The following is a 15411-nucleotide window of genomic DNA, read 5'->3' as shown; positions in this document are numbered from 1 at the left end:
ATCAACCCATCTTCAATCCAGGATCACCGTCATGTCCTTTCCCGTCACCGGGCCGGTCGCGATCCGGCTGCATCCGAACGACGACGTCGTGATCGCGACGCGCCAGCTCGTGTCCGGCGACCTGATCGCGTGCGAGGCGCTCGCCGTGTCCGGCCTGATTCCGCCAGGCCACAAGATCGCCACGCGCGACATCGCGAAGGGCGAGCCGGTCAGGCGCTACAACCAGATCATCGGCGTCGCGCGCGAGACGATCGCGCGCGGTCAGCATGTGCACGTGCACAACCTCGGCATGGCCGAGTTCGCGCGCGAGCACGCGTTCGGCGCCGCCGCGAGTCCGACGCGTCTCGACGACACGCCGGCGACCTTCATGGGCATCTGCCGCGACGACGGACGGATCGCGACGCGCAATTACATCGGCATACTGACGAGTGTCAATTGCTCCGCCACGGTGGCGCGTGCGATCGCCGATCATTTCCGGCGAGAGGTGAACCCGCATGCGCTGGCCGACTATCCGGACATCGACGGCGTGATCGCGCTCACGCACGGTCTCGGCTGCGGGATCGATTCGCGGGGAGACGGAATCGCGATCCTGCGGCGCACGCTGGCGGGCTACGCCGCGCATCCGAATTTCCACTCGGTGCTGTTCATCGGCCTCGGTTGCGAGACCAACCAGATCGGCGACGTGCTGCGCGAAGGCGGGCATGCGGATGCCGCACGCCTGCGCCACTTCACGATCCAGGAGAGCGGCGGCACGCGAAAAACGATCGAGCGCGGTATCGCGATGGTCACGGAGATGCTCGGCGATGCGAACCGCGCGGTGCGGGTCGCGATGCCGGCGGCGCATCTCGTGGTGGGGCTGCAGTGTGGTGGCTCGGACGGCTACTCGGGCATCTCGGCGAATCCCGCGCTGGGCGCGGCCGTCGACCGGCTGGTACGGCAGGGCGGCACGGCGATCCTTTCCGAGACGCCCGAAATCTACGGCGCCGAGCATCTGCTCACCCGGCGTGCCGTCAGCCGCGACGTCGGCGAAAAGCTGCTCGCGCGCATCGCGTGGTGGGAGGCCTATTGCGCACGTCACGGCGCCGCGCTGGACAACAATCCGTCGGCCGGCAACAAGGCGGGCGGGCTCACGACGATCCTCGAGAAATCGCTCGGCGCGATCGCGAAAGCCGGGACCACGAATCTCGTCGACGTATACGAATACGCGCAGCGTATCGATGCGCGCGGCCTCGTTTTCATGGATTCGCCCGGCTACGATCCGATGTCGGCGACGGGGCAGGTCGCGTCGGGCGCGAACCTGATCTGCTTCACGACGGGGCGGGGTTCGGCGTACGGCTGTGCGCCGTCGCCATCGTTGAAACTTGCGACGAATACCGCGCTGTGGATGCGTCAGGAAGACGACATCGACATCAATTGCGGCGGCGTGATCGACGGCACGTCGAGTGTCGACCAGCTTGGCGCCACGATCTTCCAGCACATGCTCGACTGCGCGTCCGGCAATCGCTCGAAAAGCGAATTGCACGGCTACGGCCAGAACGAATTCGTGCCCTGGCAGGTTGGCGTGATCACCTAGCCGCGTGTTTGCCCGCTGCAGCCGGGTTCCCTCTGCCTGTGCCGTGCGATCGAATTCAGGATTTGTCTAGTCATCCTGCCGATTGGATCGTCCGGCGTGCACCAACTGCGTGCCTGAATTCCCCGCAACGAGGCACGTCGGAGCCCCTAAATTAGGGGATTTCCCGCGTTTTCACGGTTTTTTTTGATCGCTGCTTGTCTCGCCGTTTTTCTTCTTGCATGCTTGTATAGACAAATTCCTGAGGCGGCTTGCTGCACCGAAGGGATGACGCACTTCAACGCAAGGAGAACTCTCGTGAACGGCAAGCGCATCAAGTGGGCAATCAGGACGGTCGGCGTCATCGCGGCAGCAGCGGCAACGCTCGCCGCACCGGTGCAGGCAAAGGAATGGAAGACGGTGACGGTCGCGCTCGAAGGCGGCTACGCACCGTGGAACCTCACGCTGCCGGGCGGCAAGCTGGGTGGTTTCGAACCGGAGCTGCTCGCCAACGTGTGCGAGCGGATCAAGGTGCAGTGCAACATGGTCGCGCAGGACTGGGACGGGATGATTCCCGGTTTGCAGGCCGGTAAGTTCGACATCCTGATGGATGCGATTTCGATCACGCCGGAGCGCGAAAAGATCCTGCTGTTCTCGCGTCCGTATGCGGCGACGCCCGCGACGTTCGCCGTCACCGATACCAAGATCCTGCCGAAGGCCGCGCCCGGCGCGCCGATGGTCAAGCTGACGGGTGACGCGAACGCCGACAAGCCCACCGTCGACGCGCTGCGCAAGCAGCTGAAGGGCAAGACGATCGGTATCCAGTCGGGCACCGTCTATACGAAGTTCATCAACGACAGCTTCAAGGACATCGCGTCGATTCGCGTGTACAAGACTTCGCCCGAGCGCGATCTCGACCTCGTCGCCGGGCGCATCGATGCGTCGTTCGACGACGTCACGTATTACGCGGCGAACAACACGAAGAAGGACAACGCGTCGATCGTGCTCGCGGGGCCGAAGCTCGGCGGGCCGATCTGGGGGCCGGGCGAAGGCCTCGCGTTCCGCAAGCAGGATGCCGATCTGAAGACGAAGTTCGACACGGCGATCGGCGCGGCGCTCGCGGACGGCACGGTGAAGAAGCTGGCCGACAAGTGGTTCAAGACCGACGTCACGCCGTAAGCGTGCATTCGGCGGCCGCCGCGTAAGCGATTCGAACGACGCGCGGCGGCACGCATCCCGCAGATTCACTCAACGCTTGCCGGGAGGCACGCATGGCGATTCTTGAAATGCTCGGCTTCGGAACCGAAGGCTGGGGCGGTGTGCTGCTGCTCGCCGCGCTGATGACGGTCGCGCTGACGCTCGCCGCGCTCGCGGTGGGCGCCGTGATCGGCGCGGCGATCGCGGCGGCGAAGCTGTCGCGCCACCGCAGCGCCCGCCTGCTCGGCGACCTGTACACGACGGTGTTTCGCGGCGTGCCGGAACTGCTCGTCATCTATCTGTTCTACTTCGGCGGCTCGACGCTCGTCACGGCCGTCGGCCAGTGGTTCGGCGCGGAAGGCTTCATCGGCGTGCCGCCGTTCGTGATCGGCGCGCTCGCGGTCGGGATGATCTCGGGCGCCTATCAGGCCGAGGTGTATCGCGCGGCGGTGCTGGCGGTGTCGAAGGGCGAGCTCGAGGCGGCGCGCGCGATCGGCATGCCGGGCAGCATGGTGCTGCGGCGCATCCTGATTCCGCAGGTGCTGCGCTTCGCGCTGCCCGGCATCGGCAACGTGTGGCAACTGAGCCTCAAGGATTCGGCGCTGATCTCCGTCACCGGCCTCGCCGAGCTGCTGCGCACGAGCCAGATCGCCGCCAATTCGACTCACCAGTACTTCGTGTTCTTCGTTGCGGGCGGTGCGTTGTATCTGCTGATGACGGGCCTGTCGAACCGCGTGTTCAACCGGGCGGAAGCGATCGTCGGCCGGTCGTTCCGCCGCAATTTCGCGCGCAACTGACGGAGAACGTGCATGTCCATCGATTTCGACTTTCTCTTCGATACGCTGCGCCAGTTGCTCGCGGCCGTGCCGACCACGCTCGGCCTGTTCTTCGCGTCGCTCGTGCTCGGCGGCCTGCTGTCGCTCGTGATCGTCACGATGCGCGTGTCGCCGCACTGGCTGCCGAACCGCTTCGCGCGCGGCTACATCCTCGTGTTTCGCGGCTCGCCGCTGCTGATCCAGATGTTCCTCGTGTATTACGGGCTCGGCCAGTTCGGCGTGATCCGAGAAAGCTTCATGTGGCCGCTGCTGCGCGAGCCGTACGTGTGCGCGGTGCTGTCGCTCGCGCTGTGTACGGCAGGCTACACGGCCGAAATCCTGCGCGGCGGTTTGATGGCCGTGCCGGTCGGGCAGATCGAGGCCGGTTATTCGATCGGGCTGTCGGGCTTCGCGCTGCTGCGACGCGTGATCGGACCGATCGCGCTGCGCCAGTGCCTGCCCGCGTACTCGACCGAAGCCGTGCTGCTCGTCAAGTCGACCGCGCTGGCCAGCCTCGTCACGGTGTGGGAAGTGACGGGCGTCGCGCAGCAGATCATTCAGCAAACCTATCGGACGACCGAGGTCTTCGTCTGCGCCGCCGTCATCTATCTGGCGCTGAACTTCATCGTCGTGCGCCTGCTCGGCGCGCTCGAATGGCGGCTCTCCGGGCACCTGCGCGCGCCCAAGCCGTCCGGCGCGTCCGTCGCGGCGACGCGCAATCCCCGGCGCGTCGCATCCTGAGCGCCCCCATCCTTTCCAGGAGAATCCGATGAACACCGCTGCTCCCGTTGCGCTGTCGGTCAAGAACATCCACAAGTCGTTCGGCGATCATCATGTGCTGAAAGGCATTTCGCTCGACGCGCACGAGGGTGACGTCATCTCGATCCTCGGCGCGAGCGGGTCGGGCAAGAGCACGTTCCTGCGCTGCCTGAACCTGCTCGAGACACCTGACGACGGCTCCGTCGCGCTCGCCGGGGAAACGCTCGCGATGAAGCGCGCGCGCGACGGCAAGCTGCATCCGAGCGACCGGCGCCAGGTCGACCGGATCCGCTCCCAGCTCGGCATGGTCTTCCAGAACTTCAACCTGTGGTCGCACATGACGGTGCTCGACAACCTCGTCGAGGGGCCGCTGCGCGTGCAGAAGCGCAGCCGCGCGGAAGCGGTCGAGGAGGCCGAGGCGCTGCTGGCGCGCGTCGGTCTCGCCGACAAGCGCGGCTACTATCCAGCACACCTGTCGGGTGGCCAGCAGCAGCGCGTCGCGATCGCCCGCGCGCTCGCGATGCATCCGAAGGTGATGCTGTTCGACGAACCGACGTCCGCGCTCGATCCGGAGCTGGTCGGCGAAGTGCTGCGCGTGATGCGTTCGCTCGCGGAGGAGGGGCGCACCATGCTGGTCGTCACCCATGAAATGGGCTTCGCACGGCACGTATCGAATCGCGTGATGTTCCTGCATCAGGGCGAAGTCGACTCGGACGGCGCGCCCGACGACCTGTTCGGCGGTCAGTGCTCCGAACGTTTCCGACAGTTCGTGTCGAGCCACCACGACCGCACATCGAACTGAGGCTGCCATGACCGTATTCCGTGCGGCACGGCCGCTCGACTGGCGACAGGTCGCGGCAGTGGCGGCAGGCGAACCGCTTGCGCTGACCGATGACGCACGCGCGCGTGTCGTCGCCGCGCGCGAACTCGTCGACGAGATCGTCGCGCGCGGGATTCGCGCATACGGCGTCAACACCGGCGTGGGCGCGCTGTGCGACGTGATCGTGTCGCCGGCGCAGCAGAGCACGCTGTCGCGCAACATCCTGATGAGCCATGCGGTCGGCGTCGGCATGCCGCTCGGCGCGGCCGAAACGCGCGCGATCATCGCGGCCGCGATCAACAACTTCGCGCACGGGCATTCGGGCGTGCATGCCGATGTCGTCGAACAGCTCGTCGCGCTGCTCGAGCACGATTGCCTGCCGGAGGTGCCGGCGCACGGGTCGGTCGGTTATCTGACCCACATGGCGCACGTCGCGCTCGTCTGCATCGGGCACGGCCATGCACGCCATCGCGGCGAGCGCATTCGTGGCGACGAGGCGCTGCGGCGTGTCGGCCGCAAACCGCTCGTGCTCGGCGCGAAGGAGGGGCTGAGCCTGGTCAACGGCACGCCGTGCGTGACGGGGCTCGCCGCGCTCGCGCTCGCCCGCGCGGAACGGCTGCTCGACTGGGCAGACTGGATCGCGGCGACGAGTTTCGAGAATCTCGGCGGACAGCTCGCGGCGTTCGATCCGGCCTCGCTCGCGCTGCGGATTTCGCCCGGCATCGGGCATGTCGGCGCGCGCTTGCGGACGATGCTGGCCGACAGCGCGATGCTTGCGGCGGCGAGCGGCCGGCATACGCAGGATCCGCTCAGCCTGCGCACGATTCCGCACGTGCATGGCGCGGCCCGCGACGTGTTCGCGGTGACGGCGGACGTCGTCGATCGCGAGCTTGCGTCCGTCACCGACAATCCGATCGTCGCCGGTACGCGCGACGCACCGGCCGTTCATTCGCAGGCGCATGCCGTCGGCGCGGGCATCGCGCTGGCGATGGACAGCCTCGCGGCCGCGATGGCGCAGGTGGCGGCAATCGCCGAGCGGCGGCTGGACCGTCTCGTCAATCCGCTCGTGAGCGGGTTGCCGGCGTTTCTCGCGGCGCCGGGCGGCACGTGTTCGGGGTTCATGATCGCGCAGTACACGGCGGTCGCGCTGGTCGCGCAGAACCAGAGACTCGCGGCGCCCGCGAGCCTCGACGGCGGCATTACGTCCGGGCTGCAGGAAGACCACCTGTGCCATGCGACGCCGGCTGCGCTGAAGGCGCTCGACATCATCGAGAATGCGACGCGCGTGCTCGCGATCGAGCTGCTTGCCGCCGCGCAGGCATACGACCTGCAGGCCAACGGAGCGGCGCCCGCCCCGTCGACCGATGCGCTGTGGCGATACGTGCGCGAACGCGTGCCGGCCTACCACGACGACCGGCCGCTGGCGGACGACATCGCGATCGCCGCCGGCATCGTCGCGGGCGAACCGCCGTCGCTGCGGTAGCGTCGGGCGGCGACTGGCGGATCATCCATCATTCATTCGGTCGAGGGCGCATGAACGAAACGGAACGACAACCTTCCGCACGACCGGCGAGGGCATTGGGCGATGCCGTGCCGGCGCGCGCCTTGCCGGCCTATCAACAGATCAAGCGCTACGTCGTCGAGCGGATCGCGAAGGGCGACTGGAAACCCGGCGGCGCGATCCCGACCGAGGCCGAACTCGTCAAGGAATTCGGCGTGGCCCGTATGACCGTGTCGCGCGCGCTGCGGGAACTGACGGCCGAACGCGTGCTGACCCGCATCCAGGGTGCCGGCACGTTCGTCGAGCGCCGGCATTACGAATCGACGGTGCTGGAAATCCGCAACATCGCGGACGAGATTGCCGAACGCGGTCATCGGCACAGCGCGCGCGTGCTGCTGATCGAGCGCAGCGTCGACCCGGACGCGATCGAGGCCCTCGGGCTGCGGTCCGGGCCCGTGTTTCATTCACGCATCGTGCATTTCGAGGAAGACGAGCCGATCCAGTTCGAGGATCGCTACGTCAATCCGGCCTTGTTTCCCGCCTATCTGGAGCAGGATTTCACGCTCGAGACGCCGAACCACTACATGGTGCGACTGGCGCCGATCCAGCACGCGGAGTTCCGGATCTATGCGGAGAAACCCAATGCGCAGGTGCGCCGGCATCTCGTGATGGAAATCGGCGAGCCGTGTCTTGTGCTGAGGCGCCGCACGTGGGTCGGCGAGCACGTCGCCACGTCGGTCAGGCTGTGGCATCCGGCGTCGCGGTTTCATCTGGCGGGGAAGATGTAGGGGCTTTCCCGCACGTGTCCGCAAGGCGGGCATGAGACCGGCGTGACCGGCTCCCGCATGCTGCAACGCAGAGGCAATCTGTTCCTCGGAGAACTTCCTCTCCTTCACGGCATGACCTCTTGGTCTCGACGACGACGTCATACCGGATTTTTCCACCGCAGTTTATGCACAATCCGTGCATCCTCTTTGTCTGATGCGTCTGGTCACATGATCGTCGGGATCGATCGGGTCGTGTGACGATATCGAGGTATGGCTTGGTCGGCCACGCGCCTCATCTCATCCCCCGCCGATTGCAACGCACCGGCCGTAAGTCGGCTTCCTCTTTTGGGCATACGCATGCCCACCGAACAATCATCGAAAGCGTTGGCGCGCCTCGCCGTATACGGATTTAAGAATTTCCGCGACCGCGTCGCTAGATGGCGGGAGGGCGTCGGAGCCGGCATGCCATCGCGCACGTGCTCCGCGACGCCGCGGCATCGATGCGAACGCAGTCGTCCCGTTGTCTGATCGCAGTCCGCGCGGCTGCCGCCAGGTGCCGACCTTATTGAATTGTTCGAGGGGGGAGATCGTGAGTCGCAAAACCGTCGCGGGACGCATGGCGCGCGTTCCGTCGCTGACATCGAAATTGCTGGCGGCGCCAGCCTTGCATGGTCCGCCGCCGTTCGTGAGTGTCGTCTGTCCGACTTGGCAGCGCCGCGCGTTTCTACCGTTTCTCGTCTATATGTTTCAGTACCAGGATTATCCGGCGGAACGCCGCGAACTGGTGATCCTCGACGATTCGCCATGCAGCAGCGCGGACCTGATCGAGCAGTTGGCCGCGGCTGATCCGGCAGGTGCGCGTGTCCGCTATTACCACAGTGCGGAGCGCATGACGATCGGTCGAAAACGGAACCGGCTGAATCAGCTCGCACAAGGCGACTATATCGTCTGCATGGATGACGACGACTACTATCCGCCGGACAAGATCTCGCACACCATTCGTGCGATGCGCGGCGCGCAGGCGACATTTTCCGGCTGCGACCGGATTTACATCTGGTATAGCCATATCGATCGCATCTACCAGACCTTCGCGTTCGGCCCGCAGCATGCGCTGAACGGTTCGTTCGCGTATCACCGAAACTATCTCAGGTATCACCGATACGATGACGCGGCGGCGCTTGCCGAAGAACGGAGCTTTCTTGGCGGCTTCACGGAGCCGGTTCTGCAGATCGATCCGAAACGCGCGCTCTTGTGCATTTCCCACAGTGAGAACACGTTCGACAAGGACTTCATCCTCGCAAGCTGCACGCGTTCCACGCTGACACTCGAGGATTTCGTCACGGACCCGCGCCTGCTCGCGCACTACCGCCGTCTCAGCCATGCACCGGTCAACGCGCGCGTTGATTGGCGCCGCTTCGAGCGCGTCGTGATTCATGCCGGCGACGATGCCCGCCGGCGCGCGGCGTTCCGGTCGACGCTGCTCGAGCTGGGCGTCGATGCCGCCCAACTGGTCGAGCACCGCGCGGCGACGCCGGACGGCCGCGATACGGCAGGACACCTTGCGATCGCGAAGCGCGCGCGCGAACAAGGCTGGCGCAACTATCTGCTGCTCGACGACCGGATCGAATTCGTCCGTCAGGAGAAGGCGGTGGCCAACGCGAACCGCTTCCTGAGCGCACTGGCCAGTATCGACTGGGAGGTCGCGCTGCTCGGTGCAGACGTCGCGAGCGGCGTGCCGCTTCACGCGCTGCCGGGCGCGCAGAAGATCCATCTCGCGAAAGAAGCGGTTGCGTACGCGGTCAACCGGCCGTATTACGACGTGTTCGCGACGCATCTCGAACACATGCTCACCGAGCCGGGCGACGACGGCACATCCGGCGCGCGCATCGACCACGCATGGCTGCCGCTGATGGCGAATGCGCGATGGCTCGGGCTGTATCCGAGTTTCGCGTATCTGTCGCAACGCGATGACGGCCCTGATCTGACCGCCGGATTCTTCCGGAAAATGACGGACGCGTACCACGGCGGCGCGCCGGACCGACCCGTTCCGACGAGTCAACGAACCCACACACCATGAACGAGATCGCCAGCTACATTCCTCAATTCCTCGTGCGCTGGCACGCCCGCATCGATGCGTGCCAGTGCGCGTACTGTCGAGACGCGACGCCTTGTGTCGCGCGCGCGTGGACCAACCATGTCCGTCACAGCGCGGTGCTGCAATGCGACAGCGTCGCGCACGAAGCGCTGTTTGCGCGCGATGCGTTCGAGCTGCATGAACGCATGTCCGAGGCAGGGAAAGCCGATGCGCTCAGCGTCTGGCGGAGCAGCGTCAACCAGGCGTGCATTTACCTCCTCATCGCGCCCGGGCTGACGATCCGGGAGCGCATGCATGCGATCGGCGTGCTGCTGAGCCGCCTCGCCCGACCCGACGTGAACGACGACGACGTGGCGCTGCCGATCGACGTGGCCGGGGAACTGATCGACTTCGCTGCGCAAGACGTGCTGCACGCGCAGTTCCGCCGGTTGCGGGTCCCGGACCTGTACCGGCGGTCGTATCTGCGCCGTCTCGTCAAGGCGTCGATACATCTCGATGTCGGCCCACATGCGGAGCGCACGCTCAATCTGAAGCGTGCCGAGCTGCAGGTCCTGTCGGACGGATTTCTGTCCGATGCGTTGCGCGGCCTCGAGCAGTCAAGCGCGGTCGATGCGTTTTTCGAGAAGCACGATCACGTGTGGCCGAACTATTTCCTCTACCGGTGCTACGACGAAGTCTTTCCGGCAGTCGAGCGCAGCGCTTATCCGCAGGCGTTCCTCGATGTATGTCTCGACTACTTCTGCCTGCGTAATTACTGCGCGTTGCTGGCTGCCAGCGACATTGCGCTCGACGAGCGCGTCGTGTCTCGCCTGTTCGCCGCCTGGCATCGCGGCGGCAAGGCGAGCCTCGCGCGGGACGATCACGCGGACCCGTTGGTGGTGGGCTTCTCGTTGATTGGCGGCGAAGACGATTAAGGCGGCAGGTCGCATCCCGATTCCGGATAAAAATATCGATTCGCACTGTTTAAGGTTTGCCGTGGAAATGACGCCTATAGATGGCGAGGGCGTCGCAAGGCGCCCCGATCCCTGAACGTCACTTGATAAAGGAATCCGAATGATCAGTCTGCACACCAACCTCGCATCGATGCGCATCCAGGGCGCGCTCGGCAACACGCAACAGAGCCTCACGACGTCGATGACGCGTCTTGGCACGGGTTACCGCATCAACTCCGCGGCTGACGACGCCGCCGGGCTGCAGATCGCGACTCGCCTGCTGTCGCAAAGCCGCGGCATGACGGTTGCGTCCCAGAACACCGAAAACGCAAAGTCGATGCTGCAAACCGCCGAAGGCGCTTTCGGCGAGATCGAGAGCATCCTGCACCGGATGAAGGACCTCACGACGCAGGCAGCGGATTCCGGTTACGCGCAAGCGGATCGGGACGCCCTGCAAAAGGAGTTCGACGCGCTGGGCACCGAGCTCGTGAACATCATGAGCAACACGTCGTACGGCGGCGAAAAGCTGATGGCGACGTCGGGCGCGTCCGGCGCCGCCGCCGGCAAGCTGACGGAAGTGAACAATTTCCAGATCGGCAACACGTCCGGCGAGGTGATGAAGTTCGACGTGTCGAATGCGCTCAAGGCAGTCGATACGGCGCTCAAGGCCGCGTCGCAGGTGTACAAGGGCACGGGCGGCGCCAGCGGTGCCAGCGGCGCAAGCGGTGCATCTAGCGCCGCCACCGACATCTCGACCGTCAAGGGCGCCAACGCGCTGCTCGATCAGTTGACGACCGCGCTCGATGCAGTCGGCAACATTCGCGGCGAGATCGGTGCGGGCCAGAACCGCTTGACCCACATCGGGGCCAACCTGTCGAACATGACCAACAACACGCAGGACGCGGAAGGCCGTATCCGCGACGTGGACTATGCGGCCGAGACCGCGAACATGACCAAGCTGAACATCCTGCAGCAAGCCGGCGGCTCGATGCTGAAGCAGTCGGCGCAGATGAGCCAGCTGGTTCTGTCGCTCCTGCAGTAACCCGAGGAGCGTCGCGTCGCCTTCCGGCGGCGCGGCGGCCGGCGTCGGGTCGTGTCATGACGCCGGCCGCCCCGCCTTGTATCGCGGCGCATTCTCCTGAAAGACGGGAAACACTCTATGCAATTGGCAATTGGGATACTCCTGGTCCTGGGCGGCGTGTTCGGCGGCTTCGTGCTGCATGGCGGCGCGCTGAGCAGCATCTGGCAGCCGACCGAAATCCTGATCATCGTCGGCGCGGCCGCTGGCGCGCTCGTCATGGGCAATCCACGCAGCGTGCTGTTCGAAATGATCGTCCAGATCAGGCACGTGATCGCCCGAAAGGGAAACGGCATCGAGTTCCAGCGCGAACTGCTGCTGATGCTTTACGAACTGCTCGAAACCGTTCGGGACGGTGGGCTCAAGGCGCTCGACCAGCACGTCGAGGAGCCCAGGGAAAGCGACATGTTTCGCAAATATCCGATGATTCTCGCGCAGCCGCGCCTGATTGCATTCGTCGTCGACAACTTTCGTCTGATGGCGATGGGGCGCATCACGCAGCACGAGCTCGAAGGCATGCTGGATCAGGAGTTGCAGGCGATCGAGGACGAACTGATGCAGCCGTCGCGGTCGTTGTCGAAGGTCGCGGAGGCGATGCCCGGGTTCGGCATTCTCGCCGCCGTGCTCGGGATCGTGACGACGATGGCGAACATCAGCGGCGACGTGTCCGCGATCGGCATACAGGTTGCCGCGGCGATGGTCGGCACATTCTTCGGCATCCTGATGTGCTATGGCGTTCTTGAACCGCTTTCGAGCGCGATGGGACACCGCGTGAAAAGCGCCATGTCGGCATTCGAATGCGTGAAGGTCGTGCTCTGCGCGCAAGTGGCCGCCAAACCGACGCTGCTTGCGGTCGATGCGGGCCGCAAGGTGATTCAGCTCGACGTGAAGCCGAGTTTCGCGCGGCTCGAGACATGGATTGCCGAGACCGGGCGATAGCGGAGCGCACAGCATGAGCAATCACAAGGATGCCGGCCACGGCACGACGATCATCAAACGCGCGCACCGGCGCCACGAAGCGCATTCGGGGGGCGCATGGAAGGTGGCGTTCGCGGATTTCACCCTCGCGCTGATGGCGCTCTTCATGGTGTTGTGGGTGATGAACGTGACGCCGGAGGAGGAGCGCAAGCGGGTGGCGGTTGCGATCGGCGGCAAGCCCTTGTTCGAAGGCGGGGTCGGCATTTTCGAGCAGGAGGCGCGCAGGCCGATCGTCGCGCCGATGGTGGACATTCGACCGACGCGTCCGGCGCCGCGGTCGAAATCGTCCGGGCAGGGACGCACGATCGATTCGCTGGAAGCGCGCCGGGCGCTCGCGATGCGCATCCTGCATGAAGCGCGGAAGCAGGGGATGGAGACGGATGTCGGCGTGACGATCAACGACCAGGGCGTGCGCATCGCGATTCACGACTCGGACAACAACGGCATGTTCGAGCGTCGCAGCGACAAGCTGAGCGCGTCGTTCGTCAAGCTGTTGGCGGCGCTGGTGCCGGTGCTCGATTCGGTCACGAACAAGATGGTGATCGTCGGCCATACCGATGCGACGCGGTTCGCGGACGCGTCCGCGTTCAGCAACAACTGGAGCCTGTCGAGCCGGCGCGCGTTGCGGGCGCGGCAACTGCTGCTCGATGGCGGCATCGACGACGCGCGGCTGTTCCAGGTGCTGGGGATGGGCGACAGCATTCCGGCCGTGCAGGACGACCCCGAGCACGGCCGGAACCGGCGCGTCGAGCTGTTTCTCTTGACGATGCGGGCGGAGGATGCGTGGCGGCGCCAGTTCCGGGGTGAAGGCGTCGGCGTGAAGCAGATCAAGGATGGCACCGCGGAGCCGGACGGCACGGCGCCGCGCGCCGCAACGGATTGACGGGTCGGACGCGGCCTTCGTCCGGCCGCGTCGATGAACGACGTCCTGCGCCATTCGGACATTCGGCGAACGATGCGTAATGGGAACGTATTTCCATACGTATTGCGAAATGAATAAAAATATTCCACGCTCGTTCGAATTTCCGGCGCATTTTGGAATCGATTTCCCTGGAAGCCGAATTACCATGAATGGCCATGGAATACGTTTCCATTCGCAAAGTGTCGGCACCCTCCGCACGCTTGACGGGCATCGATCGAGCGTGACGACCACCAAGACGCTGCGAATCATGGGGGCAGCCGTCAACCCGGTTGCGCATGTCGTCGGTGCGGGCACGGTCTCGGTGACCGCCGCTCGAGATCGTCGGGGCCGCGCGATGCCACCGAGCATCGCGCGGACGTCGAACGCCACGGAGCCCATGGCGACGCCGCAGTGATTCCCGCAATCGAGTTCGATCGGACCCAAATCCCGTCACTTCCCGGACGAAAATGGAATCATGATCACTCGACGTACGTTACTCAAGACGATCTCGCTCGCGGGATGGACGCTTGTGGTGCCGCCGGTGCATGCCGCGCCGATGCTGCCGGCCTCTCGCCCGAACCTGCACGATCCCGACTACGATCCCGTCACCATGTTCAAGACGGTATTGACCACCGGGCTCGGACAAATTCCCGAAGTCGGCTGGCTCGTGTCGGGCCTCGTCAGCCTGCTGTGGCCTTCGGACAAGCCCGACATCTGGGCGCAGATACGCGAGCGCGTCGAGCGCATGATCGACGAGAAAATCGACGACACCGTGTACAGCCTGCTGAAAGCGAAACTCGACGGGCTCGGCGACGTGTTGAAGCAATACTTGTCAGCGGTCAAACTGGGAGACAACGAAGCGATACGCATGCAATTCATCGCGACGAATACCGAGTTTGTCGGCGCCGCCCCTCAGTTCCAGAACGAAAAATTCGCATGGGTGCTTGCGCCGTTGTGCGCGATGTTCACGAATCTGCACATGACGCTGCTGCGCGACGCGGTACTCAACGGCAAGGGATGGGGCTGGAGCAGCGATTACTACGCGGGCATCGTCAAACAGGCGGGCGATACGGCGAGCCGATATGGAAACTATCTCGACAAGGTGATGGCCGACGGGAAGGCGCGGCTCGACACGCATGCGCCAAGCTCCCCGGGGATGCACAACACGGACATCTACGCCTACTACCGGCCTTTCTATACGAAGCGCACACTGCTGATCGACGATTTCCGGACGCTGCTCACCTGTCTCGACCCGACGCAGCATGCCGGCAAGGTGACCGACATACCGTTCAAGGACGTCTACAGTGCGGCCTACGGCACGGCCGACGACTGGGACGTGTCTTGCGCGCAGATGTCGGGCATTGGCGTCGATGTTCCGTATAGCCGGCCTCTGGCGTCGATCGCGAGCATTCATGTCGAATATTTCAACGCAACGCCGCGCGTGGTCGACGTCAGCTATCCGACCGGAAAAGGCCCCGAGATGTGGCGTGGCGAAGGCCGGATCGACCGCTACGGGATCATAGCGGACGACCTGGACGGCGTGGAAAAGCAAACCTTCAGGTTTCCGACGCCTGCCGACGGCAAGCGATACAACATCGTGGCGGCTCATCTCAGGAGTGGCGATACGCCGCTGGAGCTGGGTCTGGAGTTCGACGACGGGAGCATGCAGACCTTGTGGAACCGGACGGATCTCGGTGGCACGCGATACATCGTGTCGGTGCCGGGCCGCATGCTGACAACCTTGAACATGTGGACCCGAAGCGGGTTCTACGACAGCGATCTGGGATGCATCATTTTCGGCTTCAGTGTCGATACCAGCTACACGCCTCCTGCCGTCAGGGAACTGATGTACGTCAGTACGGTGGCGCAGCCGAATACCGGGCCCGACTGCCTGCCCCGATCCATTTCGACGCAATTGCAGTCGCGTCGGGACGCGTTCTGGCGAGACGTGACGGCGCACGTACCCGGAAGGGGACGATCGTAGCCGCCCGGGCGCGATTCCGGCGGACCGACGCAGCG

Annotated in this window: 14 protein-coding genes; all 14 read left to right on the top strand. The window is 64.9% G+C overall.

The window, feature by feature from the left end; translation table 11 throughout:
* Positions 1 to 31 precede the first annotated feature (31 nt).
* The 14 genes from ACV22V_RS11485 (at position 32) to ACV22V_RS11420 (ending at position 15376) form a co-directional block, all read left to right on the top strand.
* Positions 32 to 1573: a UxaA family hydrolase gene (locus tag ACV22V_RS11485; RefSeq protein WP_448013879.1), complete on the top strand. Its 1542-nt coding sequence runs from the start codon at positions 32 to 34 to the stop codon at positions 1571 to 1573.
* 294 nt (positions 1574 to 1867) lie between these two features.
* Entirely contained in the window at positions 1868 to 2728 is an 861-nt protein-coding gene (locus ACV22V_RS11480) for a transporter substrate-binding domain-containing protein (RefSeq protein WP_448013878.1), read from the top strand.
* A gap of 92 nt (positions 2729 to 2820) precedes the next feature.
* Entirely contained in the window at positions 2821 to 3543 is a 723-nt protein-coding gene (locus tag ACV22V_RS11475) for an ABC transporter permease (RefSeq protein ID WP_059525787.1), read from the top strand.
* Positions 3544 to 3555: 12 nt separating this feature from the next.
* A complete protein-coding gene (locus ACV22V_RS11470; RefSeq protein WP_059525789.1) occupies positions 3556 to 4302 on the top strand; it encodes an ABC transporter permease in 747 nt (248 codons plus the stop codon).
* A 28-nt stretch (positions 4303 to 4330) separates the two neighbouring features.
* Positions 4331 to 5122, top strand: coding sequence for an ABC transporter ATP-binding protein (locus tag ACV22V_RS11465; RefSeq protein WP_059525791.1), 792 nt, complete (start codon positions 4331 to 4333; stop codon positions 5120 to 5122).
* Positions 5123 to 5129: 7 nt separating this feature from the next.
* Complete coding sequence (locus ACV22V_RS11460) at positions 5130 to 6623, top strand: HAL/PAL/TAL family ammonia-lyase (protein WP_448013877.1); 1494 nt, start codon at positions 5130 to 5132, stop codon at positions 6621 to 6623.
* A 50-nt stretch (positions 6624 to 6673) separates the two neighbouring features.
* Positions 6674 to 7429 carry a histidine utilization repressor gene (hutC, locus tag ACV22V_RS11455; protein ID WP_059525795.1) on the top strand — a complete coding sequence of 252 codons (756 nt, stop codon included), beginning with the start codon at positions 6674 to 6676 and terminating at the stop codon, positions 7427 to 7429.
* A gap of 664 nt (positions 7430 to 8093) precedes the next feature.
* Positions 8094 to 9485 carry a glycosyltransferase family 2 protein gene (locus ACV22V_RS11450; protein ID WP_448013875.1) on the top strand — a complete coding sequence of 464 codons (1392 nt, stop codon included), beginning with the start codon at positions 8094 to 8096 and terminating at the stop codon, positions 9483 to 9485.
* Positions 9482 to 10417, top strand: coding sequence for a tRNA-ribosyltransferase (locus ACV22V_RS11445; protein WP_448013874.1), 936 nt, complete (start codon positions 9482 to 9484; stop codon positions 10415 to 10417). Before ACV22V_RS11450 ends, ACV22V_RS11445 begins: the two co-directional genes overlap by 4 nt.
* Positions 10418 to 10556: 139 nt before the next feature.
* Positions 10557 to 11477, top strand: a complete 921-nt coding sequence (locus ACV22V_RS11440; RefSeq protein WP_059525800.1) for a flagellin N-terminal helical domain-containing protein — start codon at positions 10557 to 10559, stop codon at positions 11475 to 11477.
* 117 nt (positions 11478 to 11594) lie between these two features.
* Complete coding sequence (motA, locus tag ACV22V_RS11435) at positions 11595 to 12452, top strand: flagellar motor stator protein MotA (protein ID WP_223961628.1); 858 nt, start codon at positions 11595 to 11597, stop codon at positions 12450 to 12452.
* Between the two features lie 13 nt (positions 12453 to 12465).
* A complete protein-coding gene (locus ACV22V_RS11430) occupies positions 12466 to 13374 on the top strand; it encodes a flagellar motor protein MotB (protein WP_448013872.1) in 909 nt (302 codons plus the stop codon).
* A gap of 79 nt (positions 13375 to 13453) precedes the next feature.
* On the top strand, positions 13454 to 13807 hold the full coding sequence (locus ACV22V_RS11425) for a hypothetical protein (protein ID WP_448013871.1): 354 nt from the start codon (positions 13454 to 13456) through the stop codon (positions 13805 to 13807).
* 60 nt (positions 13808 to 13867) lie between these two features.
* Entirely contained in the window at positions 13868 to 15376 is a 1509-nt protein-coding gene (locus tag ACV22V_RS11420; RefSeq protein ID WP_448013870.1) for an insecticidal delta-endotoxin Cry8Ea1 family protein, read from the top strand.
* Positions 15377 to 15411: the final 35 nt, after the last annotated feature.

The sequence above is a fragment of the Burkholderia sp. AW33-5 genome, from assembly GCF_053427615.1.
This window is presented reverse-complemented; position numbering and strand designations above follow the sequence as displayed.